Here is a 25,384-nt window from a genome sequence, read left to right as displayed (position 1 = left end):
AACACCGGGGGGAGGGGGGACCACCACTCAACCGTCGGAACCCGAACAGCAAGGGGCAGCAAGCCAGATGACGACAACCGAGGCCCGGCCCAAGGGGCGCAAGCCCGCCCAGCTCGTGGACATGTCCTGGGATCCGATCACCCGGATCATCGGCAACCTGGGCATCTACACGAAGATCGACTTCGCCAACCGGGAAGTCGTCGAATGCCACAGCACCTCGTCGCTGTTCCGCGGCTACTCGGTGTTCATGAAGGGCAAGGACCCGCGCGACGCCGGCTTCATCACCTCGCGCATCTGCGGGATCTGCGGCGACAACCACACCACCTGCTCGAACTACGCCCAGCAGATGGCCTACGGCGTCAAGCCCCCGCGGCTGGCCGAGTACATCACCAACCTCGGCGAGGCCGCCGAGTACATGTTCGACCACACGATCTTCCAGGACAACCTGGTGTTCGTGGACTTCTGCGAGGCGATGGTCAAGGCCACCAACCCCGGCCTGCTGGCCCGTGCCGAGCGCACCGACGCGCCCCACGGCGACATCCACGGCTACCGCACCATCGCCGACATCATGAAGGCCTTCAACCCGTTCGAGGGCGAGGTCTACAAGGAGGCGCTGAAGGTCAGCCGGGTCACCCGGGAGATGTTCTGTCTGATGGAGGGGCGGCACGTCCACCCGTCGACGCTGTACCCGGGCGGCGTGGGCACGATGCCGCAGCCGAACACCTTCACCGACTACCTCAGCCGGCTGATGCGGGTCATCGACTTCGTCAAGAAGGCCGTCGCGATGAACGACGACGTCTTCGACTTCTTCTACGAGGCGCTGCCCGGCTACGAGGAGGTCGGCAGGCGCCGTGTCCTGCTCGGCTGCTGGGGCGCCTGGCAGAACCCGGACGTCGTCGACTACCGGTACGAGACGATGAACCAGTGGGGCAAGGCGATGTACGTCACCCCGGGCGTCATCGTCGACGGCAAGCTGGTCACCAACAACCTCGTCGACATCAACCTCGGCATGCGGATCATGCTCGGCAGCTCGTACTACGAGGACTGGGTCAACGAGCAGCCGTTCGTCACGCACGACCCGCTCGGCAACCCGGTCGACATGCGCCACCCGTGGAACCAGACGACCGTCCCGGTACCGCAGAAACGTGACTTCGCCGAGAAGTACAGCTGGGTGATGAGCCCGCGCTGGTACGACCAGCGCAGTGGCGACCACCTGGCCCTGGACACGGGCGGCGGCCCGCTGGCCCGGCTGTGGTCGACCGCGCTGAGCGGCATCGTCGACACCCCGTACGTCAAGGCCACCGGCGACAGCGTGCGCATCTCGCTGCCCAAGGGCGAGAGCCTGCCGGAGACGACGCTGGAGTGGCGCATCCCCAAGTGGAGCAACACCATCGAACGGGACCGCGCCCGGCCGTACTTCATCGCCTACGCCGCCGCCATGGCCCTTCAGTTCGTGGAGGAGGCGATGGGGCTGATCCGGGCGGGCGACACCAAGATCTTCGAGAACTTCGAGGTGCCGGACGAGGCGATCGGCTGCGGCTTCCACGAGGCGGTGCGCGGGGTGCTCTCGCACCACCTGGTGATCAGGGACAAGAAGATCGCCAACTACCACCCGTACCCGCCCACCCCGTGGAACGCCAGCCCCCGGGACATCTACGGGACCCCCGGCCCGTACGAGGACGCCGTCCAGGGACAGCCGATCTTCGAGGAGAACGGCCCCGACGACTTCAAGGGCGTCGACATCATGCGCACCGTGCGCAGCTTTGACCCCTGTCTGCCGTGCGGGGTGCACATGTACGTGGGCAAGGGGAAGACGCTGACCACGCTGCACTCGCCGACGTACGGAGCCGCCGGCCATGGCTGACGGCACCCGGCTCGACGAGACGTCCCTCGCCGCGCGGCTGGCCCGCCTCGAGGACCTGCTGGAGCACCTGGAGGAGACCCCGGGCCCGACCGCCCGGGAGGCCCTCGAGGCGGTACGGGCGCTGACCGAGGTCTACGGCGAGGCGCTGGCCAGGATCCTGGACCGCGCGGACGGCCACCTGGCCGGGGCGCTGGCCGAGGACGAACTCCTCGGCCACCTGATGGTCCTGCACGGCATCCACCCCGAGCCGGTTCGGGCCCGGGTGGCCCGGGAGGTGGAGCGGATCGGCGGGGAGCTGCGCGAGCGGGGCGGCGACCTCGAACTGGTCGGCGTCGACGAGGACGAGGCGGTCGCCCGGGTCCGCCTGGCGGTCAAGGGCTGCGGCTCGTCGTCCGCCGGGATCCTGGACGCGGTCCGGGAGGCGGTCCTCGGGGTGGCGCCCGAGCTTCGGGCGGTGGAGCAGGTGCGGGACGCCCCCGCCCCCGCGTTCGTACCGCTGGAGGCCCTCACCCATCGTGGCCGGCAGCAGGTGGCGCGGTGACCGGCGGCGCGCTCGGGCGGGTCATCCGCTCGGCCGCCGCCCGGCGGACGGCGGCCGAGGAACTGTGCGACCTGTGCGCGGCCCCGGTGCCGGACGACCACCGCCACCTCCACGACGGCGGACGGGAAGAGGTGCTGTGCGCCTGCCGGCCCTGTGCGCTGCTGTTCACCGAGGGCGAGGAGGGCGACGGGCGCTACCGGCTGATCCCGCTGCGCCGCCTCCGGCTGCCCCCGGTGGACACCGAACCGCTGGGCGTGCCCGTCGGACTGGCCTTCTTCGTGCCCCGCCCGGACGGCACGGTCCTCGCGCACTACCCGAGCCCGGCGGGCGCCACCCGCTGGGAGGTGGACGCGGACGCCTGGCGGAAGGTCGTCGCCGGCTGTCCGCCGCTGGCCGGCCTGGCACCCGAGGTGGAGGCGCTGCTGGTGAACACCGCCCGGGGCCTCGCGCACCACTGGATCGTGCCGGTCGACGACTGCTTCCGGATCGTCGGGCTGGTGCGCCAGGAGTGGCAGGGAATGACCGGCGGAGAGACGATTTGGCCGGTACTGGAACGGTTCTTCACCGAGCTGGCCGCCAGCCGGCCGGTGGCACCGGCCGGACGACCGTAAGGGAGGACACACCATGGGCAGCATCCGGGTCGGGAGACCACAGGCGAAGCCCGACACGCCCAGCCACGTCTTCGGCCTCCACCAGGGCAACAAGGGCCCCTACGAGCACCAGACGGGGCACCACGAGGACGGCACCGCCGACGCGCGCCGGTCCACGGGCATCCACTGGAAGAAGCACGAAGCGATCCTGAAGATCATGCCGAGCATTCCGCCGGGCTGAGCGGCTTAGGGAGCAGAGATGGCAATGGCAACGGTTACGGCCAAACGCGTACTGACGGCACAGGCGGTGCTCGTCGGCAGCGCGCTGCTGGGCCTGCTGGTCTGGGAGCTCCCCGGGCTGGTGCGCGAGATCAGGATCTGGCGCATGGCCGGTTCCTCCTCCGGCGTCCGGCACCGCCACTGATCTGCGGGGTCACTGGGCCGCGAGCGCGGCGCCGGCGTCGGCCAGCAGCCGCTCCACCACCGTGTGGAGCAGCGGCACGGCCCGTTCGACGGCGTCGCGCACCGGCGCGCTCAGACCGACGGTGACATCCGGGTCGTCGGCGCTCGGCACCGCCTCGGGCTCGCAGGCGAGGACGACGACGCGGGGCAGCGCGCCCTCCCCGAGGTGCGCGGCCAGCGCCAGCACCTTGACGGGGTCCATGCCGTGCGCCTCGGGGGCGTGCCGGGCGGTGTCCGTGGCGTCGGGGAGGCCGGGGGCGTCGGCCTCGATCAGCGACAGCGTGCCCGGTGCCAGGCCGCGCGGGGCGGCGTCGACGAAGACGGCGGCGGCGTAGCCGTCGAGGAGCTGGTAGGCGAGGTCCAGGCCGCGGATGCCGAAGTCCCGCACGTGGACCTCCGCGGGCAGCGGCCGCCCGGCCAGGGCCTTGATCACCTCGGGTCCGAAGGCGTCGTCGGCGAGGAAGATGTTGCCGATGCCGGCGACCAGCAGGCGCGGCGGCGTCATCGGGCCTCCCCGGGGAGCGCCGGAACGGGTGACAGCGGCCGGGGTGATCCGCTCGGCTGCTTGCGGACGAAGGCGGAGCGCAGGGCGTGGTAGGGCGCCCCGGGATCGTAGAAGACGCGGCGCATGCGGGTGAGCTCGTCCTCCCGGTACGCGGCGAGCGGCCGCCGCTCCTCGTCCCGGGCCCGTGCCGCGGCCTTGCCCGCGATCCGCTCCCGTACGTCCGGCGTCCCGGCGAGGGCGGCGGCGAGACGGCGCACCTCCTCGGGGAACATGCCCGGGGTGGCGGTCAGCAGCCGGTCGGCGAGGCCCAGCCGGACGGCCGTGGCGGCACTCACCGGCAGCGCCTCGCGGGTCAGCCGCTCGGCCGTGGCGTCGCCGGCGCGCCGGGGCAGGCTGTACGTCCAGTACTCCGAGCCGTACAGGCCCATCCGCCGGTAGTGCGGGTTCAGGACGGCGCCGGAGCGGCACCAGACCTCGTCCGCCGCGAGTGCCAGCATCACCCCGCCCGCCGCCGCGTTGCCGCCGAGCGCGGCGACGACCAGGCGGTCCGTGGTCCGCAGCACCGCCTCGACCAGGTCGTTCATGGCGTCGAGGTTGGCCCACGACTCTTCCGCCGGGTCGGCGGCGGACTCGATGACGCCCAGGTGGATGCCGTTGGAGAAGAAGTCGCGCGCCCCGCCGAGGACGAGGACGGACGTGGGCCGGGTCAGGGCGTGCCGGTAGGCGGTGAGGAGGCGGCGGCACTGCGAGGTGCTCATGGCGCCGCCCGGGAAGGAGAAGGCCAGGTGGCCGACGTCGCCGTGCCGGCGGTAGCGGATGTCGCTCCAGGTGCGCCGGCCCGGGAGCGGCTCCAGGGGGGCGGGCACCTCCGGTACGTCGGGCAGCCGGTCGCCGAGCACGTCGGCCGCCGGGCGCCGGAAGGGCGCGGGGTCGCCGGAGCAGCGGCGGGGGCGGAGCTCCGGGATCCACACCGCGCCGTCCCGGGTGGCCCGGCACACGGCGCCGTTCCGGGTGGCGAGCAGGTCGCCGGGGCGGCCCCGCAGCTCGTCCTCGGGGTGGCCGCCGTGCAGGAAGACCTCGCGTCCGAGGAGGTCGTCGAGGACACCCGGCCGGGAGTCGGCGCCGCGCAGCTTGCGCAGCACGGTGGCGGTGTCGTCGTACCGCCAGTCGACGCGCCGCCGCTCCTGCCGGAAGAAGTCGCGCCAGATCACGGAGATCCCGGGGTCGCTCTGCGGGCGCGGCTTGTACGAGCCGCCGGCGTAGCGTTCCACCGCCAGCAGGACGGCGGTCACCGCGGCGTCGGAGACCTCGCCCCGGTACAGGTCGCTCTTGCCGACGGGCTCCACGCCGAAGGGCGCCGACGCCCAGACGGCTCCGGCGTCCATGCCCGCTTCCGCCTGGAGCACGGTCACCGCCCACCGTCCGGCGTCCTCCGCGAGGGCCCAGTCCAGGGACGACGGGCCCCGGTCGCCGGGCGGGCCGGGGTGCACGATCAGGCAGGTGCGCTCCCGCCACACGTCCTCGGGGAGGGCGGTCTTCAGCATCGGCGCGACGATCAGCTCCGGTGCGGTGTCCCGGACGGCCTCGCGCACCGCGTCGTCCCCGTGCGAGGCCAGCACCACCTCCACGCGGTGGCCCCGGTCGGCGAGCTCGACGTGGACGCGCTGGCACAGGCTGTTGAAGGCACTGGCGACGAGGAGGATGTCCATACGGCCTCAGCATCGTCGCCGGACCGTGGCCCGGAAAGGACCCGGGCGGCACCGCGGGGCAAGTTCCTCCGGACGGATGCGCACCCGCACTGCGGGGCCGGTGGCCCGCCGTGCGGGTGCCGGGAGGCGGGGTCGTCTCCGGTCCGGGCATCCCCGGGCGTCGGTCCGGGCGCCCCGGGCGTCAGGAGGTCACCGCGCACTGCCCGCGGTCCGCGCTCTTCGGTCCCTCCGCGGTGGGACGGACGTCGAAGTCGAAGATCCCGGTGGGCAGGTAGAGGGAGCAGCAGGCGTTGGGGATGTCGACGATTCCGCTGATGCGTCCCTCGATGGGTGCCGCGCCGAGCAGCAGGTAGGCCTGCTGTCCGGTGTAGCCGAACCTCTTCAGGTACTCGACGGCGTTCAGGCAGGCGCGGCGATAGGCGACCGTCGCGTCCAGGTAGTAGTTGGTGTTGGTGTCGTGGTCCACGGAGATCCCGATGAAGGACATGAACTCCGAGTACCGCGGCTCGACGTTGCCGGGCATGAAGACGGGGTTGGTGCTGATGCCGTACTTCTCCATGCCACCCTTGATCAGATCGACGTGGAAGTCGATGAAACCGCCCATCTCGATGGCGCCGCAGAAGGTGATCTCACCGTCGCCCTGGCTGAAGTGCAGATCACCGCCCGACAGCTTGGCGTCCTTGACGTGGACGGGGTAGAAGACGCGTGCCCCGCGGGTGAAGTTCTTGATGTCGTGGTTGCCACCGTTCTCCCGTGCGGGAACGGTACGCGCGCCTTCCCGGGCGATGCGTTCGGCGTCCGATCCGGTCGCCTGGCCGGCGAGAGCCTTGTCGGGGTCGGGCGTGAGTCCCAGGGGCGGGACCCGGTCCGGGTCGGTGTCGACCAGTGCCTGTTCACGCCTGTTCCACTGGTCCAGCAACTCCGCCGACGGTGCGGTGCCGAACAGGCCTGGGTGGGTGATGCCGGTGAAGCTGACACCGGGAAGGTGCCTGGAGGTCGCCGTGTGGCCGTGGAAGTCCCATATCGCCTTGTAGGCGTCCGGGAAGTAGTCGGTCAGGAAGCCTCCGCCGTTGGCCTTGGCGAAGACACCGGTGTATCCCCAGGACTGACCCGGCGCATCGCCCACCTGCTGGGGTACCGCCCCCAGGTCGAGGATGTCCACGACGAGCAGGTCGCCCGGCTCCGCGCCTTCTACGCCTATCGGCCCGCTGAGCATGTGGGCTCGCATCAGATCGACGTCACGGACGTCGTTGGCGGAGTCGTTGTTGCCGATCTGCGCGTCGGTCCATTCGCGGCATTCGACACGGAACTCGTCCCCCGGGCGGACCATGGCGACAGCCGGTATGTCCGGATGCCACCTGTTGTGTCCCGGCACAGTCTGCTCAGCCATCGACCGGGACTGGTCGACGCTGAAGATTATTTCTGGCATGTCGGTTCCTAGTGTGGTGCTGCCGTTCCCCCGCTGTGCGCCTCTGTTGTCCCGTCGACCACCTCCCGCACAGTGGCACCGGCCGTCAGCCGGGGCTGCCGGTCGGGGCGCCCGCGGCGCCGTACTCCCGGGTAGGCCTTCCGTGCTCCCTCCGCCGGAGAACGATCCACAGCGCCCCGAAGACCAGCACGCCGAAAGCGCCCAGCGCGATCGCCGTGTTGTTGTAGTTCGCCGGGACCCAGTAACCGGTCAGGAGCAGGAATGCCGGTATGACACCGGTCACCCAGCCCTCGATCGCGGTCACCCATCCGACAAAGGGCGTCAGCGACTCGATTTTCAGTCCCAGGAGCAGGAAGAAGAAGAACCACAGGAACGCCCAGTAGAGCCATATGACTCCGAAGGGTTTGTCGTTGACCAGCCGGAAGCTGACGAACGAATAACCCAGAGCCACGATGGCCACGAACAGTGAGTAATATCCCACGCCTGTCGTGTCCAGCCCCATCAGCAGTCCGATTCCTACATACAGGTATGTGAAACCGAAGAGAAATATACCGGAGGCCAGCATTATCAGTCTGGGATCCCCGTTCGCGACGATGATGAGATAAGTGGGTGTCAGGACCTGAAGCCCGCCCACGAACAGGTTGAATACGGCCGCTGCCCGGCTGTCGACCTTTCCCAGCAGCATCAGCCCGTTCATGAACAGCACGGCACCCACGAAGAGAAGTCCGACGTTGCCCAAGGGGACTCACCTCCCGATTTTCCGCTCCGGCGGCTGCCGCCCTCAGGGCCGGGGAAGCCGGGCGACCGCGGGATGGGGCGGCCTCTGCGCAGTTCTCCTGGGCGGAACTCGCGTGACCACCGCCGGGTTTTCCCGCGACCGCTCTTCCTTCTCACGCAAGGCCGTGACAGCGGGCGACGTGGACACGAGCGCAGGAGAGGAGTACACACGCCGCGCCGGCGCGGAGCACCGCGGGCAGCTTTGCCGCGTCGGCGCGGCACCGATCGGCAGCCTCACGTCGAACGCTCCACAGCGACTGCACGAATATTCGTACGTGGCCATAAAACCTCCAACTCGCCGCGTCTCCGCCCGCACGGAAGCGCACGGATCCAATCAAGCCGAAGGGCGTCGCAATGCTCCGCACTCAATTACAGGCAACGCCTCCAGGGGCCGGGTGTCAAGGCAGCTCAAGGCGGCGCCCGCGGGGCGCCGCCTTGAGCTGTGAGTACTAGTTGAGCCGTGAATAATTACCGGCGATTGTGCACGGGGCGCGACGTCAGGGCGTGCCCGCAATCGCGCACGCGCGGCACGGGGGCCGACCGCAGGTGCACTGCATGATTCCGCCCAGCACTCCGTGATCGTGGTAAAGGCATTCGTCCCGGCACGTGTGACGCGGAACGAAGCCCGCCTGATGCTCGTCCGGCCAGGGCTCCTCACCCTCACGGCAGCGCACGAACCGCTCGGGGTCCGTGGTGTGCAGCCGGTGCATGCGGTCCCGCGCCTCGCCCTCCAGATCGCGCGCCGCGGCGACCACGCCCTTGAGCTGGTCCGCGAGGCCGGAGAATCTGGCGTCGCCCGTTCGCACGTGGGCGGCGCTCAGTGCCATGACAGCGTTACCCAGGAACCGACGAGCGTCCTGGAGATCGGTGACGTGGTGCAGTTGGATTCCGGTCACACCCCGGACCCACACGGCGTCTTCGCTCACTTGTCCACCTTCCAGGGTCGAGTCTCTCCGGATATCACCCATGAGAGTCACATGTATGACGAAGACAGTAGAGCGCGTCTTTAGGAGCAATCCAGTTGAATCCCAGTGAATTGACTCACAAGCATTCTCATTCGGATCTTCGTCCCGACGGACCGCACCGAATTCACGACCCGTACGTCCGCGTGCGCGGTGCCCGTGAGCACAACCTGAAGGGCGTGGACGTCGACGTCCCCCGGGACGTGGTGGCGGTGTTCACGGGCGTGTCGGGCTCGGGGAAGTCGTCGCTGGCGTTCGGCACGATCTACGCGGAGGCCCAGCGGCGCTACTTCGAGTCGGTGGCCCCGTACGCCCGCAGGCTGATCCACCAGGTGGGGGCGCCGAAGGTCGGGGAGATCAGCGGGCTGCCGCCCGCGGTCTCGCTCCAGCAGCGCCGCGCGGCGCCGACCTCGCGCTCCTCCGTCGGCACGGTGACGAACCTCTCCAACTCGCTGCGCATGCTCTTCTCCCGCGCCGGCACCTACCCGCCGGGCGCCGAGCGGCTGGACTCCGACGCCTTCTCCCCCAACACGGCGGCCGGCGCCTGCCCGGAGTGCCACGGGCTGGGCCGGGTGCACCGGACCGATGAGGAACTGCTGGTCCCCGATCCAGGGCTGTCCGTCCGGGAGGGTGCGATCGCCGCCTGGCCGGGTGCTTGGCAGGGCAAGAACCTGCGGGACGTCCTCGACGCGCTCGGGTACGACGTGGACCGGCCCTGGCGCGAGCTGCCGGCCGAGCAGCGGGAGTGGATCCTGTTCACGGACGAGCAGCCGGTGGTCACCGTGCACCCGGTGCGGGACGCCGACCGTATCCAGCGGCCCTACCAGGGCACGTACATGAGCGCCCGCCGCTACGTGATGAAGACGTTCTCGGACTCCAGGAGCCCGGCCCTGCGTGCCAAGGCGGAAAGCTTCCTGACCAGCGCGCCCTGCCCGGCGTGCGGCGGCAGCAGGCTGCGGCCCGAGGCGCTGGCGGTGACCTTCGCGGGCCGCACGATCGCCGAGCTGGCCGCGCTGCCGCTGACGGAGCTGGCCGGACTGCTCGTGGGCGGCTCCGAGACCGCGCGGGTCCTCACCGAGGACCTGCGGTCCCGGATCGCGCCGGTCGTCGAGCTCGGCCTCGGCTATCTGGGCCTCGACCGGGCCACGCCCACCCTGTCGGCGGGCGAGTTGCAGCGGCTGCGGCTCGCCACCCAGCTGCGCTCCGGGCTGTTCGGGGTGGTGTACGTCCTGGACGAGCCGTCCGCCGGACTGCACCCGGCGGACACCGAGGCCCTGCTGACGGTGCTGGCCCGGCTGAAGGCGGCGGGCAACTCGGTGTTCGTGGTGGAGCACCACCTCGACGTGGTGCGCGGCGCCGACTGGCTGGTGGACGTCGGCCCGCGCGCGGGCGAGCACGGCGGGCGGGTGCTGCACAGCGGCCCGGTGGCGGAGCTGGCGGCGGTCGACGAGTCGGCCACGGCCCGTTTCCTGTTCCGCCGGTCCCCCGGGCCCGTGCGCCGGGTCCGCACTCCGCGCGGGTGGCTGAACGTCGGGCCGGTGACCCGGCACAACCTGCGCGGCGTGACCGCCGAGTTCCCGTTCGGCGCGTTCACCGCCGTCACCGGTGTGTCGGGCTCGGGGAAGTCCACGCTCATCGGCGCGATCACGGAGGAGCTTCCCGGGGTCGGACGGCTCGTCTCGGTCGACCAGAAGCCGATCGGCCGTACCCCGCGCTCCAACCTGGCGACCTACACCGGTCTGTTCGACGTCGTGCGGAAGGTGTTCGCGGCCACCGACGCGGCCCGGGAGCGCGGCTACGGCGTGGGCCGGTTCTCCTTCAACGTGCCGGGAGGGCGCTGCGAGACCTGTCAGGGCGAGGGGTTCGTGAGCGTCGAGCTGCTCTTCCTGCCGAGCACGTACGCGCCGTGCCCGGACTGCGGCGGGGCCCGCTACAACCCCGAGACGCTCGACGTGACGTACCGGGAGCGGAACATCGCCGAGGTACTGGATCTGACGGTGGAGGGCGCGGCGGAGTTCTTCGCGGACATCCCGGCGGCGGTCCGCAGCCTGGGCACGCTGCTCGACGTGGGGCTCGGCTATCTGCGCCTCGGGCAGCCCGCTACGGAGCTGTCCGGCGGGGAGGCGCAGCGCATCAAGCTCGCCGGGGAGCTCCAGCGCGGGCGCCGCGGTCACACGCTCTACCTCCTGGACGAGCCGACCACCGGTCTGCATCCGGCCGATGTGGAGGTGCTGATGCGCCAGCTGCACGGGCTCGTCGACGCCGGGCACACCGTGGTGGTCGTCGAGCACGACATGAGCGTGGTCGCGGGCGCCGACTGGGTGGTCGACCTGGGTCCGGGCGGCGGGGACGCGGGCGGACGGATCGTGGCGGCGGGGCCCCCGGCGGAGGTGGCGCGGGCGGCGGGCAGCGCGACGGCGCCCTACCTGGCCCGGGAGCCGGCGCCGTCCCGGTGACCGTTCAGGCCGCACCCGGAGCACGGCCACGGAGCACCAGCGCCGTGTGGGTCCAGGCGGGCTCGCCCACGAGGGGCTGGGCGGCGCGGGCCAGCGAGCGGCGGTCGGCATGGCTGCCCGGTTCGATCACCGGCCGCACCTCGACCTCGGCGACCAGGCCGCGGGCCGAGACCACCCGCCACACCGAGGCCAGCAGCGTGTCCTCGCCGACGAACGCGGGGACCGTACTGGCCGCGCCCCCGGCGGCCCGGTAGTGCAGCCGCACCGGCTGCACGGGCACGCCCGCGTCCAGCGCGGCCTGGAAGACGGCCCGGTGGAAGCGGCCCTGTGCCCGCCCGCACCAGGTGCTGCCCTCGGGGAAGGCCACGACGGCGGCACCGTCCCGCAGTACCCGGGCGATGCGGGCGACCGTGTCCGGCAGGGCACGCAGCCGGTCCCGCTCGATGAACAGGGCACCGCCCCGGGCCACCACCGCGCCCGCCACCGGCCAGCCCCGTATCTCCTTCTTGGCGAGCATCCGCGCCGGGCGCACGGCGGCCAGGAGCGGTATGTCCAGCCAGGAGATGTGGTTGGCGACGAGCAGCAGCCCGCCGGCGGGCGGGGCGCCGCCGGTGACGCGGACGCGGACCCCCGCGGCCCGGACGACCGCCCGGCTCCAGCGTCTGACCCACTCGGCGGGGATCCTCCCGCCGAGCGGGGACAGCGCGATCCCGGCCAGCAGCAGGGCGGTGACCCCCGCCAGCCGCAGCACGGCACGCGGCACGGCCGCCGCGGACCCCGCCCGCTCCACGCACGCCCCCGGGGTGCAGGGCGCGCTGGGCAGCCAGACGCTCATCACGCGGGTACGAGGGAGAGGAAGTGCCGCAGGTAGCGCGCGTTGACCCGGCGCATCGACAGCAGCACGAACAGGTCGGCGACCCCGAAGTCCGGGTCGTGCGCGGGCTCGGCGCACACCCAGGCGCCGAGGCGCAGGTAGCCGCGCAGGAGGGCCGGGAGTTCGCTCCGTGCCGGTCCGGCGGGCTCGTTCGGGCGCCAGGGCAGCAGCGGGCGCACCCGGAACTCCTCCGGGGCCAGGTGCTTGGCACGCACCCGGTCCCAGGTGGCGCTCGCCAGCGCACCGCCGTCGGCCAGCGGGATGGAGCAGCAGCCGGCCAGCCACTCGTGGCCGCGGTCGACCATGTAGCGGGCGATCCCGGCCCAGATCAGGCCGATGACCGCGCCGTCGCGGTGGTCGGGGTGCACGCAGGACCGGCCGACCTCGACCAGGCCCGGCCGGATCGCGTCCAGCGGGGCGAGGTCGAACTCGCCCTCGGAGTACAGGCGCCCGGCGACGGCGGCCCGCTCCGGCGGCAGCAGCCGGTAGGTGCCGACCACCTGTCCGGTCACGGTGTCGTGCACGAGCAGGTGGTCGCAGTACGCGTCGAAGGCGTCGATGTCGTACCCCGGCTGCGGGGTGGACAGCAGGGCGCCCATCTCCCCGGCGAAGACCTCGTGCCGCAGCCGCTGCGCGGCACGTACGTCGGCCTCGTCGCGGGCGAGGGTCACGGTGTAACGGACGGGAGCGGCGGACTGCGGGGCGCGGTCGAGCGTGATGACGCCGGTCATGGCTTACTCCTGGACACGGGCCGGGTCGGCGGGGACGGCGGGACCGCTCGGACGCGGCCCGCTCCCCCAAGTTCTTCCGACGCCGGTTGGCGCCTGCGTGACCGAAGCCAGGAGAAGGGATGTGCGGCTGTTGAACGGCGCACATCCGGGCACGGTGCTACCGCTTGGCCGGCTTCCGCGTGGCCCGCAGCCACTCCTTGTTCATGCCGGTGATGGACATGAGGGGGATGCCCTTGGGGCAGGCGGTCGCGCACTCACCGGTGAGCGTGCATCCGCCGAACCCCTCCTCGTCCATCTGCGCCACCATGTCCAGCACCCGGGTCTCCCGCTCGGGGGCTCCCTGCGGCAGCACGTTCAGGTGGTTGACCTTGGCGGAGGTGAACAGCATCGCCGCCCCGTTGGGGCACGCGGCGACGCACGCACCGCAGCCGATGCACTCCGCGTGCTCGAAGGCGAAGTCGGCGTCCGGCTTGGGCACCGGCGTGGCGTGCGCCTCCGGCGCGGATCCGGTCGGCGCGGTGACGTAGCCGCCGGCCTGGATGATCCGGTCGAACGCCGACCGGTCCACCACCAGGTCCTTGACCACCGGAAACGCCGCCGCCCGCCACGGTTCGATGTCGATCGTGTCGCCGTCCCGGAAGGACCGCATGTGCAGCTGGCAGGTGGTGGTGCGCTCCGGGCCGTGCGCGTCGCCGTTGATGACGAGGGAGCACGCGCCGCAGATGCCCTCGCGGCAGTCGTGGTCGAAGGCGACCGGGTCCTCGCCCTTGAGGATGAGCTCCTCGTTGAGGGTGTCGAGCATCTCCAGGAAGGACATGTCGGAGGAGATGCCGTCCACCTCGTAGGTGGACATGGCGCCTTCGGCGTCGGCGTTGCGCTGCCGCCAGACGCGCAGGATGAGCTTCATGCGTAGCTCCGCTGGGTGGGGTGGACGTACTCGAAGACCAGGTCTTCCTTGTGCAGGGTCGGGGCCTCGCCCGTACCCGTGAACTCCCAGGCGGCCGCGTAGGAGAACTGGTCGTCGTCGCGGGCGGCCTCGCCGTCGGGGGTCTGGGACTCCTCGCGGAAGTGACCGCCGCAGGACTCGGCGCGGTGCAGCGCGTCGAGGCACATCAGCTCGGCGAGTTCGAGGTAGTCGACGATGCGGTTGGCCTTCTCCAGCGACTGGTTGAACTCCTCGCCGGTGCCGGGCACCTTGATCCGGCGCCAGAACTCCTCCCGGATCTGCGGGATCCGCTCCAGAGCCTTGCGCAGTCCGGCGTCGGTGCGGGCCATGCCGCAGAACTCCCACATCAGTTCACCGAGTTCGCGGTGGAAGGAGTCGGGGGTGCGGTCGCCGTCGACGGCCAGGAGCAGGTTCAGCCGGTCCTCGGTGTCGGCCAGGGCCTCCTGCACGACCGGGTGTCCGGCGGTGACCTCGCCCTGGTGCGGGTTGCGGGCCAGATAGTCGTTGATCGTCGCCGGGAGCACGAAGTAGCCGTCCGCCAGGCCCTGCATCAGCGCGGACGCGCCCAGCCGGTTGGCGCCGTGGTCGGAGAAGTTGGCCTCGCCGACCGCGAACAGGCCGGGCACGGTGGTCTGAAGGTCGTAGTCGACCCAGAGGCCGCCCATCGTGTAGTGCACGGCCGGGTAGATGCGCATCGGCACCTCGTACGGATCCTCGTCGGTGATCCGCTGGTACATGTCGAAGAGGTTGCCGTACTTGGCCTCGACGGCCCCGCGGCCCATGCGCGCGACGGCGTCGGCGAAGTCGAGGTACACGCCCTGCCCGCCGGGGCCGACGCCCCTGCCCTCGTCGCAGACGTTCTTCGCGGCGCGGGAGGCGATGTCACGGGGGACCAGGTTGCCGAAGGACGGGTAGACGCGCTCCAGGTAGTAGTCGCGCTCGTCCTCGGGGATCTCGCGGGGCGGACGGGTGTCGCCCTTGGCCCTGGGCACCCAGATCCGGCCGTCGTTGCGCAGCGACTCGCTCATCAGGGTGAGCTTGGACTGGTGGTCGCCGGTGCGCGGGATGCAGGTGGGGTGGATCTGGGTGAAGCAGGGGTTGGCGAAGTACGCGCCGCGCCGGTGCGCCCGCCAGATCGCGGTGGCGTTGGAGTTCATGGCGTTCGTCGACAGGTAGAAGACGTTGCCGTAGCCGCCGCTCGCCAGTACGACGGCGCCGGCGAAGTACGTGTCGATCTTCCCGGTGATCAGGTCCCGGGCCACGATCCCGCGCGCCCGGCCGTCGACGACGATCAGGTCCAGCATCTCGGTGCGCGGATGCATCTCGACGTTGCCCGCGGCGATCTGCCTGCTGAGGGCCTGGTACGCGCCCAGCAGCAACTGCTGGCCGGTCTGGCCGCGGGCGTAGAACGTACGCGAGACCTGGACGCCGCCGAAGGAGCGGGTGTCGAGCAGGCCGCCGTACTCGCGGGCGAAGGGCACGCCCTGCGCGACGCACTGGTCGATGATCTCCACGGAGATCTGGGCGAGCCGGTGGACGTTGGACTCGCGGGCCCGGAAGTCGCCGCCCTTGACGGTGTCGTAGAAGAGGCGGTGGACGGAGTCGCCGTCGTTGCGGTAGTTCTTCGCCGCGTTGATGCCGCCCTGCGCGGCGATCGAGTGGGCCCGGCGCGGGGAGTCCTGGTAGCAGAACTGGACGACGTGGTAGCCCTGTTCGGCGAGGGTGGCGCCGGCCGAGCCGCCCGCGAGGCCGGTGCCGACCACGATGACCGTGTGCTTGCGCCGGTTGGCGGGGTTGACCAGCTTGGCCTCGAAGCGGCGCTTGTCCCAGCGCTCGCCCACGGGACCGGACGGGGCCTTGGTGTCGACGACCGGCTCACCGGTCGTGTACGCGGCGTACTCGGCGTATGCAGCACTCATGTTCAGCTCACCACTCCGGTCATGACGCCCACGGGTACGGCGATGAAGCCGGCCGTGAGCAGCAGGGCGAGGACGTCGCCGATGGTCTTCAGGGCGCGGTCGCGGCTGCGGCTGCCCACGCCGAGGGTCTGGGCCGCGCTCCAGAAGCCGTGCCGGATGTGCAGGCCGAGCGCGAGCATCGCGACGATGTAGATGACGTTGCCGTACCAGGTGGAGAAGGTGTCCACGACGTTCTGGTACGGGTGGCCCTCCTGGAAGCCGCCGGAGTGCACGGTGCCGGTGGTCAGGTCCAGGATGTGCCAGACGATGAACAGTCCGAGGATGATCCCGCCCCAGCGCATGGTGCGGGTCGCGTAACTGGCCCGGGGCCTGCTGTGCACGTACTTCTCCGGCCGGGCCCTGATGTCACGGCGGCTGAGCTGGTAGGCGGAGGTGGCGTGGGCCACCACGGCGACGACCAGGACGACGCGGATGATCCACAGCGTCCACTCGTAGTGCATGAACGGTTCGCCGACGGTGCGCAGCCAGTGCGCGTAGTGGTTGAACTCCCCGGCCCCGAAGAAGATCTTCAGGTTGCCGATCACGTGGGCGACCAGGTACAGCAGCATGATCAGGCCGCTGACGGCCATCACGGTCTTCTTGCCGACGGTCGAGTCCCACACGGTGCGTGCCATGGACGGCCGTCGGTCCGTCCGCGTTGCCAGTGCCATGGGACAAGACGCTAAGGCGGCGCATGCTCATCGGTCCAAGACATGGTCCGGCTCGTTTCGATAGGGAACGGCTATGCTGGGAGGGTGCAGTTCCAGCAGCTCCAGTACTTCGTCGCGGTCGCCGAGACCCGGCACTTCACCCGGGCCGCCGATCTGGTCCATGTGGCGCAGCCGTCGCTGTCGCAGCAGATCAAGGCGTTGGAGCGGGAGCTCGGGGCGGACCTGTTCCTGCGGGCGCGGGGCAACATCACGCTGACCGACGCCGGTGAGGCGCTGCTGCCGCTGGCCCGGCGGATCCTGGCCGACGCGGACACCGCCCGGCACGAGGTGCAGGAGCTGGTGCAGTTGCGCAGCGGCCGGGTCCGGCTGGGCGCCACCCCGAGCCTGTGCACCGGTCTGCTGCCGGACGTGCTGCGCGCCTTCCACGACCGGTATCCCGGCATCCGGCTGCTGATCGAGGAGGGCGGCTCCCACGACCTGGTACGGGAACTCGCGCGCGGCGCCCTGGACCTCGCCCTGGTGGTGCTCCCGCTGCCGACGCCGTCGCCGGCCCTGAACACGGTGGAGCTGCTGCGCGAGGACCTGGTGGTCGTGTCGTCACCGGAGGCACCGGCACCGGGCCGGGACGTCCGGGACGTCCGCGTCGCCGACCTGGAGGGTGAGCGGCTGGTGATGTTCCGGCACGGCTACGACCTGCGGGAGCTGACCGTGGCCGCCTGTCGCTCCGCCGGGTTCGAACCGGACTTCGCGGTGGAGGGCGGCGAGATGGACGCCGTGCTGGGGTTCGTACGGGCGGGGCTCGGGGTGGCCGTCGTACCGCGTATGGTCGCGACGAGGTCCGGGCAGGGACTGCGGGTCACCCCGCTGGCCCGGCCGGGGCTGCACCGCACGATCGCGCTGGCCCACCGCAGCGATGTGGCTCCGCCGCGGGCCGCGAGGGAGTTGCAGCGGATGCTGCTGGAGCGGTGACCGTGGGCTGAATTCCCCTCAGCACCGTTGGTGCCGAGTGTCGTTCGGGGGCGCGGGTCGACTGTGGTTGCTCGCGCCGTTCCCCGCGCCCCTTTCGGGGCGCTGTCCTTCGCGGCACCAGACAGGACGCCCCCTCACCTCACCCCGTCGCGTCCACCAGTGCCAGGTCGTGCAGCCGCTCCGGCGGGCCCGGGCGGGCGTAGTACCAGCCCTGGGCGGTGTCGCAGCCGAGGATCCGCAGCTGTTCGGCCTGCGCGCCGGTCTCCACGCCCTCCACCGTGACGGCGAGGTCGAGGCTGTGGGCGAGGGAGACGATCCCCTCGACGATCTTCAGATCGACCGGGTCGGCCGGGAACCGCTGCATGCTCTGGGTGAAGGAGCGGTCCAGCTTGAGGATGCTCACCGGCAGGCGGCGCAGGTTGGCGAGGTTGGAGTACCCCGTGCCGAAGTCGTCCAGGGCGATGTCGACGCCCATCTCGTGCAGCCGGCGCAGGGGTTTGAGCAGGTCGTCGTCGGCGCCGATGAGCGCGGACTCGGTGACCTCCAGGCACAGCGAGTCCGGGGCGATGCCGACCCGCTCGAGGATGTCCACCGTGTCCTGCACCAGCCCGGGGTGGGTCAGCTGGCACGGCGAGAGGTTGACGTTGATGCGCAGCGGGCCGGAGGCCGCCTGGTCGCCGTACCGTTCCCGCCAGTCGCGGGCCTGCCGTACGGACTCCTCCAGCACCCAGCGGCCGAGCGGCACGATCAGGCCGGTGTGCTCGGCGAGCGGGATGAACCGGTCCGGGCCGAGCACGCCGTGCTGCGGGTGCAGCCAGCGCACCAGCGCCTCCGCCCCGCGCACGCTGCCGTCGCCGAGGTGCACCAGCGGCTGGTACTCGATGAAGAACTCGCCCCGGTCCAGGGCCGTGGGCAGGGCCGTGGTCAGCCCGTGGCGGGTGATGGCGCGGGCGTCGGCCTCCGGGTCGGCGAGCTCGGAGCGGTTGCCGCCCGCCGACTTGGCCCGGTACATGGTGATGTCGGCGCTGCGCAGCACCTCCGCCGGGGTCCGCTCCCCCGCCGGGCCCTCGACGATGCCGATGCTGCCGCGCACCAGCAGGTCACGGCCGTCGATGCTGACCGGGGTGACCAGCGCGTGCATGATGCGCTCGGCGAGCTCGTCGACCTCCTGCTCGGTGCCGGGCCCGGTGGTCAGCGCCACGAACTCGTCGCCGCCGAGCCGGGCGACCATCTCGCCGGGCGCGGTCGCGCAGGACTGGAGCCGGTCGGCGACCTCCACCAGCAGCCGGTCCCCGGCCGCGTGGCCGAGGCTGTCGTTGATGGTCTTGAAGCCGTCCAGGTCGAGGTAGCACAGCCCGAAGCGCTGGCCCTCACCCGCGTTCAGCGCCTTCTCCAGGCGCTCGAAGAACAGCGTGCGGTTGGGCAGGCCGGTGAGCGCGTCGTGGGTGGCCTCGTAACGCAGCCGGAGGTTGAGCAGCCGCCGCTCGGTGGTGTCCTCCATCAGCGCGAGCTGGTACTGCGGGTCGCCGTCGGCGTCGCGCAGCAGGGAGACCGTCAGGTTGGTCCACAGGGCCGTCCCGTCCGGGCGGTAGAACGGCTTCTCCACGTGGTAGTGCTCGCGGTCGCCGCGCACGAGTTCGTCGTAGAGCTTCCAGACGTGGGGCGCGTCCTCGGGATGCGTCCACTCCATGACGTTACGGCCACGCATCGCCTGCTCGGAGCCGCCGAACATGCGCAGCAGCGCGGTGTTGACCTGGAGGATGTTGCCGTCCAGGTCGGCGATGCCGATCCCTATCGCGGCGCCCTCGAAGACCGCGCGGAAGCGGGCCTCGCTGGCGTGCAGCGCCTGCGCCACCACGCCCTGCGCCCTGAGCGCCGCCTGGGCGATGGCCTCCTGCTCGGCCAGGGTGCGCTCCCGGAGCGCCTGCGCGAACCCGGCGGCCATCGCGTGCTGGAGCCGTGAGGAGCGCATCCTGAGCTCGTCCTGGGGGCCGTCCGCGCAGCAGTAGAGCACCAGATAGGCGTCGACGCAGTCCAGGGTGCGGCTGAGCGCCTCGGGGTCGGTGCAGTGCGCCTGGATCAGCGCCGCGCCGACCGTCCTCGCCTCGTCCGCGTCGAAGCTGCGCGCCCGCACCACCTCGCTCAGCCGGCGCGCGAGCGGAAGCAGTTGCTCCTCGAACTCCGGCCGGGTCAGCGATGTCGAGGTCACCGGGAACACCGCCCGGCTCCAGATGGTCGCGAAGCGGCGAAGTCTGTCCTCCGGCCCGTCCGGCTCCGCGCTCACGCCGTGCGCCCCACGCCGGCGAATCCGGAGAAGGCGTAGGGATCCTCCTCCTCCGGCGGCGTCTGAGGCCGCCAGTGCGGCATCGGCACCAGTCCGGGTTCCACCATGTCGTACCCCTCGAAGAACCGCGCGATCTCGTCGCGCGAGCGCATGATCAGCGGATTGCGAATGCCCTTGTACACGTCCACCGCCCCCTCTGCCCGCTCGGCGGCGACGGGGATTCCCTCGTACGAGGCATGGGTGAGGATCAGCAGGCTGCCGGGCGCGAGCGCCTCGCTCAGCCGGGCCACCGCGCCGTAGGGGTCGTCCGCGTCTTCCACGAAGTGCAGTATGGCAACGAGGAGGAGGGCCACTGGCCGATTCAGGTCGATCAGTGCCTCGACCCGGGGGCTGGCCAGGATCTCGTCGGGCTTGCGGAGGTCGGCGGCGACCACGCCGGTGCCGGCGTTGCCCGCCAGGACCGCCTCGGTGTGCGACACGGCCACCGGATCGTGGTCCACGTACACCACGCGTGCGCCCTCGGTGGCCGCCTGAGCGACCTCGTGGACGTTGCCGAAGGTGGGTATGCCGGAGCCGATGTCGAGGAACTGGGTGATGCCCTCGGCGCAGGCGAAGCGCACGGCACGGCGCAGGAACGCCCGGTTCGCCTGCATGATCTTGGGGAGTCCCGGCATGAAGTCCAGGGCCCTGCGGGCCGCCTCCCGGTCGACCTCGAAGTTGTACGAACCGCCCAGGTAATAGTCGTAGATGCGCGCGACGCTCGGCACCGAGATGTCGATGCTCCGTGGAGCCCAGGCGGGACGTTCCATGTATCTCTCCAAGGCTGAGGCGATCCGGTGTTCGAGCTGAGGCTACTGATCGCCCGCCAAAGGAGCGACCCGAAACGGAAATTGACCATCCGTTCCCGGTCACGGCCTGCGGTGTGTGCCGGTGCGTTGCCACGACGTGACGGGCGCCCGGCACAGCGGTCCGCCCCCTCCGTGCGGTGCGGAGGGGGCGGACCAGTGGCCGGGCGCCTGCTGTCGTCGTGCGATCAACCCTGGGGAGGTGATGACTACTTCGACGGGGCGCCGACCAGCTTGCCGGTCGGCGAGACGGCGTACCACGTGCCGCCCACGCCCTGACCGTTGGTGTCCCCGGCGGCCTTGTCGCCGGAGAAGGTGTAGATCGGCCAGCAGTCGACCGTCATCTGCTTCTCGCCGTTGTCGGTACGGGCGAAGCCCATCAGGCCCTTCTTCTCGACACCCTTGGTGTCATTGGCGTTGACCTCCGCCACGGCCGGCCACTTCTCCAGGCAGGCTCCGGTGCAGTTCGAGACGGGCTTGGGCCACGCCTTGTCCTTGATGAAGCGGTAGACCGTCATGCCGTTCTTGTCGACGATGATGTCGCCGAGCTTGGCGTCCTTGCGCACGGACAGGCCGGGCAGGGACGAGAGGGTCGCCTTCTTGCCGTCGGGGGCCAGCGCGAACCACTTGCCGCCCACACCCTGGCCGTTGACGTCACCGGCGTTGACGTCCTTGGCGTAACGGTAGGCGGGCCAGCCGCCGATGGTCAGCTGCTTGGTGCCGTCGGGGCGGGTGACCTCGCCCAGCTGCGACTTGTCGATGCCGGCGCCGGCCGAGGCATCGTCCGCGGGGACCGGCGGCCAGGTGGTGGCGCAGTCGCCTTCGCAGTTCGACTTGGGCGGGTTGGCGGTGTCCTTGTCGAAACGGTAGAGGGTGAGGCCGGCACCGTCGGTCAGGACCTTGCCGAGGTCGGGGTTGCCGGCGACCGTCAGCTTGCCCGCGGGCTCCACCGCGGCGGGGGAAGCGCTGCTCTGCTGCCCGTCGGCGCCGTAACCGTTGCCCGCGCCGGTGCCCGTACCGGTCCCGGTACCCGTACCCGTACCGGCACCGACGCCGCCAGACGTCGCCGGGGCCGTGGCGCCGACGTTCTGGGCCGCCGACGACGGGGTCGTGGAACTGTCCTGACCGCACGCCGTCGTAAGCACCAGCACCGACGCGGCTGTCGCCACCAGTGAGGCGCTCCGCCAGGAGGTCTTCATCGCTAACTCCCCATAATCGCCTGGATATTGCAGCGCCTGCTGCGCCGCCGCACGACATTGGGTACGGACGGGAGCGGCGGAAGTGTTCAACGGGCGCACAAATTTCTTTCGGAACTCTGTGCCTGCCTGGTTCGTGACTCGCGCGTCACCCCCGCGTTCCCCCCGCGCCCCTCCCCGTACACGTGTGCGCCTCGTCCACGTCCGCCGACATCGGCGAACAAACCGTCCCGGGTCGTTTGTCCCTCCTTCGGGCCAATCGACCCGCTCTCCGGCTTATGGGGCCCCGCGACGCCTCATGATCTCCGTCGTGCATGGACCCGAACCGACCCGACTCGCCTGCGCCGCAAGGATGTTGGCTCTTGCGGCGCTGACCTGGGGCCTCGTGGGCTGTCCGGTCGGCACGGCGGCGGCCGACGCCTGCGCGTCCGCCTCGGCGGGCCCGGACGGCACGTGGGCGGTGGCCGTCGCCGGAGCCTCCTGGCCGACGCCCCCGGCCTGCCCTACGCCCACTCCCCCGCCCTGCCCGACGCCGGCCCCGACGCCTGCGCCACCCACCCCCACGCCCAAACCGCCCCCGCCCCCGCCCCCGCCGAAGCCCACTCCGGCCCCGGCCCCCAAGCCGAAGCCGAAGCCGCCACCTCCCGCCCCGGCGCCACCGCCACCCCCACCGAAGCCCACACCCACACCCCCACCACCCCCGCCACCCCCACCACCGAAGCCGAAGCCGTCACCCAAGCCCACCCCGCACCCCTCACCGACCCCGGTGAGCTATCCGCGGTACCAGCCGCAGCCGCCCCACCACCCGTCGCACGGCGGCACGTCCCCCGTCACCTACGTCCTGCTCATCACCGTGCCCGCGGTGGTCGCCGTAGCCGCGCTGCGCCCGCGTTGACGCGCCGAACCCCTGGAGGAGTCCATTGTCGGAATGGCTTGTTCTCGCCCTCGCGATGCTGGCCGCGTGCGTCGTGGTGGTCGTCATCACCCTGGTACGGCACCGCCGGGCACCGGAGGACGAGGACCCCAACGACACCCCCGACGTCATCGAGTACATGACGATGTGGATCGGCGTCGTGTACGCCATCGTGCTGGGCCTGGCCATCGCCGGGGTGTGGGAGGCCCGCAGCACCGCCCAGGACCACGTGCAGGCGGAGGCCCAGGCACTGCACGAGGTCTCCGAGCGGGTCCGGGTCTATCCGCCCGACGTCCGTGACCGCATTCGGGCCGATGTCAACGCCTATGTCGGACACGTCGTCACCACCGAGTGGAAGACCATGTCCGACCACGGCCGCGTCACCGCGCGCGGCACCGAGCTGCTGCGGCGCGTCCGCGAGGACGTCACGGACTACGAACCCAGGACCGACTTCCAGGCGCAGGCCTACCAGCCGCTCGTCGACCAGGTGGCCGCCGCCGACCAGGCGCGCAACGCCCGGGCGGACTCGACCGGGTCGACCATGCCGGGCGTGGTCTGGTTCGGGCTCCTGACCGGCGCCGTGATCACCATCTGCATGGTGTTCGCGTTGCAGATCAGACGTACGACACGCGAACTGATCCTCGCCGGACTGTTCTCCGCGCTGATCGCCTTCCTGCTCTTCCTGATCTGGGACTTCGACGCGCCCTACAGCCGGGGCATCGCGGCATCGGCGGAGCCGTTCCTGAACCTCTTCCCGAACATCAGGGGATGACCTGACGGGCTTTCGCCCCGGACTCCCGAGGGAGCCGGGGCGAAAGCCCGTCAAGCCGGATCCCGGCCCGTGCCGGGGGGCGCCTGGTCAGATCCGCTTCTCGTGGCGTCTGCGCAGCACGTACACGCCTCCGCCGATCACGGCCGCGCCGACCAGCGCGCCGCCGATGGCCATGTCGGCCGCCGTCGCCCCGGAGGAGGAGCTGCCGCCGACTCCGCCCAGCACGCCGCCGATCACGGTGAAAGCCGTCGGGTTGGTGAGGGTACGGCCGTTGCAGTTGACCCTGATCTCGTCCGCGCCGGGGCGGGTGCCGCTGTTGACCGTCGCGATGCCCCTCGAGACGTTGTTGCCGATCGCCGTCAGCGTGGCGCTGCCGAAGGCGGGCGAGGTCATGGTTCCGCCGTTGCACCCGTCGACCGTGACGGTGAGCCGTCCGCCGGGGGCCACCGCGCTGGGCGAGGCGACGATGTTGCGCGTGCCGAAATTGTTCCCGGCGCCCGGGACGGTGCCGATGCCCTGGAGGCTGCCCGTGCCCTGGAGGCTGCCCGTGCCCGGGAAGACGCCGTTGCTCGAAAGGACGCCGTTTCCGGTGAGGTTGCCGGAGAAGTTCCCGTTCCCCGGGAAATTGCCGTTGCCCGGGAAATTCCCATTGCCCGGGATGTTGTTGTGCCGCTGACCGCCGAAGTGGTCGCGGCCGTGGTTGCCGAAGCCGTCACGTCCCTGACCGCCGACGTTGTTACGCCCCTGGCCGGCGAACGGGTCGATGACCACACCGCTCACACCGCCCAGGTCGTTGTTGCTCGTCACGCCTCCGTTGCCCATGCCGTCCGCGACGGCCACGGGGGCGGTGAGCCCTAGGACGGCGACCGCTGTGCACGCGGCCGCCAGGGCACGAGAGTTGCGCATGTGATCCTCCGCGGGAGGCGTTCCGGGGTCCGTCCCCGGACGATCGGCGAGAAAGCACCTCCCGCATAGACCCTGAGGCGCGCGGAACACGCCCGCATGTCGAGAATGGTCCGTCCGGGTGAGACAGCACCCCCCGAGAAAAGCGCACCATCGGATAATTGTGCAGGTCACGGGCCATCAGAAAATTTCTCGGAACGGCAACTCGGATGGCTCACGGCCCATCCGTTCGGGCCACCCGTTCGCCCGCGGCCCCGTCGCCGGGCGTGCCCGGGGGACTTAGCGTTTTCCCATGCGCGAGGGACGTGGTTACGGCCGTGTCGAGAGAGGTTGGCGAATGTCTGCGTCCGACCCGGCCGCACTGGCCGAAGAGGAGGCGCGGCGGAAGAGGCGCGCCCCCTGGGGCGTGATAGCGCTGGTTCTGCTGACCGGTCTGGCGCTGATCCGCAACGGCTCGGGAGAGTTCGACACGGGTCCGCCGCAGCCCGCGTCGGCCGCGGCCGCGGACAGCGGGGCCGGCGCGGGCGCCTTCGCGGACTCCCCCGCCCCGCTGGCGTTCTCCGTGGTCGACCGGGTGCGGATCCCCGCGATCCAGGTCGACGCCCCGGTCGTCCCGGTCGGTCTGGACTCGGATGGCTGGGTCGGCGCACCGCCCCCGGACAACCCCAACCTGGCCGGCTGGTTCACCGGTGCGGTGTCCCCCGGTGAGAAGGGCACGGCCGTCGTCGTCGGCCACGTCGACAACCAGCAGGGCCCCGCCGTGTTCTACGGGCTCGGGGCCCTGAAGAAGGGCAACCGGATCGAGGTGGCCCGCCAGGACGGAAAGATCGCGGTGTTCGAGATCTACGGCGTCGAGGTCTTCGCGAAGAAGGACTTCCCCGGTGACCGGGTCTACGCGTCGAAGGGCACACCGGAACTCAGGGTCATCACGTGCGGCGGAGGTTTCTCGAAGCAGAACGGCTACGACGGCAATGTCGTCGTGTTCGCCCGCCTGACCGAGGTCCGCTGAGCGCCTTCGGCGCGTCCG

At 71.1% G+C, this 25,384-nt stretch carries 25 protein-coding genes; 10 read left to right on the top strand and 15 right to left on the bottom strand.

All coding sequences use genetic code 11. The features are described from left to right. Positions 1 to 67: 67 nt before the first annotated feature. The 5 genes from ABZ915_RS26650 to ABZ915_RS26630 are packed head-to-tail and all read left to right on the top strand — an operon-like array spanning position 68 to position 3,419. Positions 68 to 1,864 (top strand): nickel-dependent hydrogenase large subunit, encoded by a 1,797-nt coding sequence (locus ABZ915_RS26650; RefSeq protein WP_361808092.1) that lies wholly within the window; start codon positions 68 to 70, stop codon positions 1,862 to 1,864. After that, a complete protein-coding gene (locus ABZ915_RS26645) occupies positions 1,857 to 2,405 on the top strand; it encodes a NifU family protein (RefSeq protein WP_361808089.1) in 549 nt (182 codons plus the stop codon). The genes ABZ915_RS26650 and ABZ915_RS26645 overlap by 8 nt, the downstream gene beginning before the upstream one ends. After that, a complete protein-coding gene (locus ABZ915_RS26640) occupies positions 2,402 to 3,016 on the top strand; it encodes a DUF5947 family protein (RefSeq protein WP_361808086.1) in 615 nt (204 codons plus the stop codon). The genes ABZ915_RS26645 and ABZ915_RS26640 overlap by 4 nt, the downstream gene beginning before the upstream one ends. Before the next feature lie 13 nt (positions 3,017 to 3,029). After that, positions 3,030 to 3,236, top strand: coding sequence for a hypothetical protein (locus tag ABZ915_RS26635; RefSeq protein ID WP_361808083.1), 207 nt, complete (start codon positions 3,030 to 3,032; stop codon positions 3,234 to 3,236). A 24-nt stretch (positions 3,237 to 3,260) separates the two neighbouring features. Continuing rightward, entirely contained in the window at positions 3,261 to 3,419 is a 159-nt protein-coding gene (locus tag ABZ915_RS26630) for a hypothetical protein (protein WP_361808080.1), read from the top strand. Between the two features lie 9 nt (positions 3,420 to 3,428). Here ABZ915_RS26630 and ABZ915_RS26625 read toward each other — a convergent pair whose 3' ends face one another. From ABZ915_RS26625 to ABZ915_RS26600, 6 genes are all read right to left on the bottom strand, one after another. Next, positions 3,429 to 3,962 (bottom strand): hydrogenase maturation protease, encoded by a 534-nt coding sequence (locus ABZ915_RS26625; protein WP_361808077.1) that lies wholly within the window; start codon positions 3,960 to 3,962, stop codon positions 3,429 to 3,431. Then, complete coding sequence (locus tag ABZ915_RS26620) at positions 3,959 to 5,671, bottom strand: hydrogenase maturation protein (RefSeq protein ID WP_361808074.1); 1,713 nt, start codon at positions 5,669 to 5,671, stop codon at positions 3,959 to 3,961. The genes ABZ915_RS26625 and ABZ915_RS26620 overlap by 4 nt, the downstream gene beginning before the upstream one ends. 181 nt (positions 5,672 to 5,852) lie before the next feature. Continuing rightward, positions 5,853 to 7,100: a formamidase gene (gene fmdA / locus ABZ915_RS26615; RefSeq protein ID WP_361808071.1), complete on the bottom strand. Its 1,248-nt coding sequence runs from the start codon at positions 7,098 to 7,100 to the stop codon at positions 5,853 to 5,855. 85 nt (positions 7,101 to 7,185) lie between these two features. Next, complete coding sequence (locus tag ABZ915_RS26610; protein WP_361808068.1) at positions 7,186 to 7,839, bottom strand: AmiS/UreI family transporter; 654 nt, start codon at positions 7,837 to 7,839, stop codon at positions 7,186 to 7,188. A gap of 42 nt (positions 7,840 to 7,881) precedes the next feature. Next, positions 7,882 to 8,160: an FmdB family zinc ribbon protein gene (locus ABZ915_RS26605; protein ID WP_361808065.1), complete on the bottom strand. Its 279-nt coding sequence runs from the start codon at positions 8,158 to 8,160 to the stop codon at positions 7,882 to 7,884. A gap of 214 nt (positions 8,161 to 8,374) precedes the next feature. After that, on the bottom strand, positions 8,375 to 8,803 hold the full coding sequence (locus ABZ915_RS26600; protein ID WP_361808062.1) for a hypothetical protein: 429 nt from the start codon (positions 8,801 to 8,803) through the stop codon (positions 8,375 to 8,377). 215 nt (positions 8,804 to 9,018) lie between these two features. Between ABZ915_RS26600 and ABZ915_RS26595 the strand changes: the two genes are divergently transcribed. Beyond that, on the top strand, positions 9,019 to 11,295 hold the full coding sequence (locus ABZ915_RS26595) for an excinuclease ABC subunit UvrA (protein WP_361808059.1): 2,277 nt from the start codon (positions 9,019 to 9,021) through the stop codon (positions 11,293 to 11,295). Between the two features lie 4 nt (positions 11,296 to 11,299). Here the strand turns inward: ABZ915_RS26595 and ABZ915_RS26590 are convergent, their stop codons facing one another. From ABZ915_RS26590 to ABZ915_RS26570, 5 genes are all read right to left on the bottom strand, one after another. After that, complete coding sequence (locus ABZ915_RS26590) at positions 11,300 to 12,130, bottom strand: lysophospholipid acyltransferase family protein (RefSeq protein WP_361808325.1); 831 nt, start codon at positions 12,128 to 12,130, stop codon at positions 11,300 to 11,302. Next, positions 12,130 to 12,900, bottom strand: a complete 771-nt coding sequence (locus tag ABZ915_RS26585) for a GNAT family N-acyltransferase (protein WP_361808056.1) — start codon at positions 12,898 to 12,900, stop codon at positions 12,130 to 12,132. Before ABZ915_RS26585 ends, ABZ915_RS26590 begins: the two co-directional genes overlap by 1 nt. 157 nt (positions 12,901 to 13,057) lie before the next feature. Beyond that, complete coding sequence (locus ABZ915_RS26580; RefSeq protein ID WP_361808053.1) at positions 13,058 to 13,807, bottom strand: succinate dehydrogenase/fumarate reductase iron-sulfur subunit; 750 nt, start codon at positions 13,805 to 13,807, stop codon at positions 13,058 to 13,060. Beyond that, the gene (locus tag ABZ915_RS26575) at positions 13,804 to 15,765 is read right to left on the bottom strand and encodes a fumarate reductase/succinate dehydrogenase flavoprotein subunit (protein WP_361808050.1); all 1,962 of its coding nucleotides are present in this window, start codon (positions 15,763 to 15,765) and stop codon (positions 13,804 to 13,806) included. The genes ABZ915_RS26580 and ABZ915_RS26575 overlap by 4 nt, the downstream gene beginning before the upstream one ends. Before the next feature lie 2 nt (positions 15,766 to 15,767). Further along, entirely contained in the window at positions 15,768 to 16,439 is a 672-nt protein-coding gene (locus ABZ915_RS26570) for a succinate dehydrogenase (protein WP_361808322.1), read from the bottom strand. 120 nt (positions 16,440 to 16,559) lie between these two features. On the opposite strand from ABZ915_RS26570, the gene ABZ915_RS26565 reads away from it, so the two are divergent. Then, positions 16,560 to 17,444 (top strand): LysR substrate-binding domain-containing protein, encoded by an 885-nt coding sequence (locus ABZ915_RS26565; RefSeq protein ID WP_361808047.1) that lies wholly within the window; start codon positions 16,560 to 16,562, stop codon positions 17,442 to 17,444. Positions 17,445 to 17,583: 139 nt separating this feature from the next. Here the strand turns inward: ABZ915_RS26565 and ABZ915_RS26560 are convergent, their stop codons facing one another. The 3 genes from ABZ915_RS26560 to ABZ915_RS26550 all read right to left on the bottom strand — a co-directional run bounded on the left by ABZ915_RS26560 (position 17,584) and on the right by ABZ915_RS26550 (position 21,772). After that, a complete protein-coding gene (locus ABZ915_RS26560; protein ID WP_361808045.1) occupies positions 17,584 to 19,728 on the bottom strand; it encodes an EAL domain-containing protein in 2,145 nt (714 codons plus the stop codon). Then, entirely contained in the window at positions 19,725 to 20,537 is an 813-nt protein-coding gene (locus tag ABZ915_RS26555) for an SAM-dependent methyltransferase (RefSeq protein WP_361808042.1), read from the bottom strand. The genes ABZ915_RS26560 and ABZ915_RS26555 overlap by 4 nt, the downstream gene beginning before the upstream one ends. Before the next feature lie 245 nt (positions 20,538 to 20,782). Further along, the gene (locus ABZ915_RS26550; RefSeq protein WP_361808039.1) at positions 20,783 to 21,772 is read right to left on the bottom strand and encodes an SCO0930 family lipoprotein; all 990 of its coding nucleotides are present in this window, start codon (positions 21,770 to 21,772) and stop codon (positions 20,783 to 20,785) included. A gap of 763 nt (positions 21,773 to 22,535) precedes the next feature. On the opposite strand from ABZ915_RS26550, the gene ABZ915_RS26545 reads away from it, so the two are divergent. Then, positions 22,536 to 22,664, top strand: a complete 129-nt coding sequence (locus ABZ915_RS26545) for a hypothetical protein (RefSeq protein ID WP_361808036.1) — start codon at positions 22,536 to 22,538, stop codon at positions 22,662 to 22,664. A gap of 25 nt (positions 22,665 to 22,689) precedes the next feature. Continuing rightward, positions 22,690 to 23,454 (top strand): DUF4239 domain-containing protein, encoded by a 765-nt coding sequence (locus tag ABZ915_RS26540; RefSeq protein ID WP_361808033.1) that lies wholly within the window; start codon positions 22,690 to 22,692, stop codon positions 23,452 to 23,454. Positions 23,455 to 23,541: 87 nt separating this feature from the next. Here the strand turns inward: ABZ915_RS26540 and ABZ915_RS26535 are convergent, their stop codons facing one another. Next, positions 23,542 to 23,967 carry a hypothetical protein gene (locus ABZ915_RS26535; protein ID WP_361808319.1) on the bottom strand — a complete coding sequence of 142 codons (426 nt, stop codon included), beginning with the start codon at positions 23,965 to 23,967 and terminating at the stop codon, positions 23,542 to 23,544. Positions 23,968 to 24,694: 727 nt separating this feature from the next. Here ABZ915_RS26535 and ABZ915_RS26530 point away from each other — a divergent pair. Further along, positions 24,695 to 25,366, top strand: a complete 672-nt coding sequence (locus ABZ915_RS26530) for a class F sortase (RefSeq protein WP_361808030.1) — start codon at positions 24,695 to 24,697, stop codon at positions 25,364 to 25,366. Positions 25,367 to 25,384: the final 18 nt, after the last annotated feature.

Source organism: Streptomyces sp. NPDC046915, assembly GCF_040644935.1.
In the GTDB taxonomy this organism is placed as follows: Bacteria; Actinomycetota; Actinomycetes; order Streptomycetales; family Streptomycetaceae; genus Streptomyces.
This window is presented reverse-complemented; position numbering and strand designations above follow the sequence as displayed.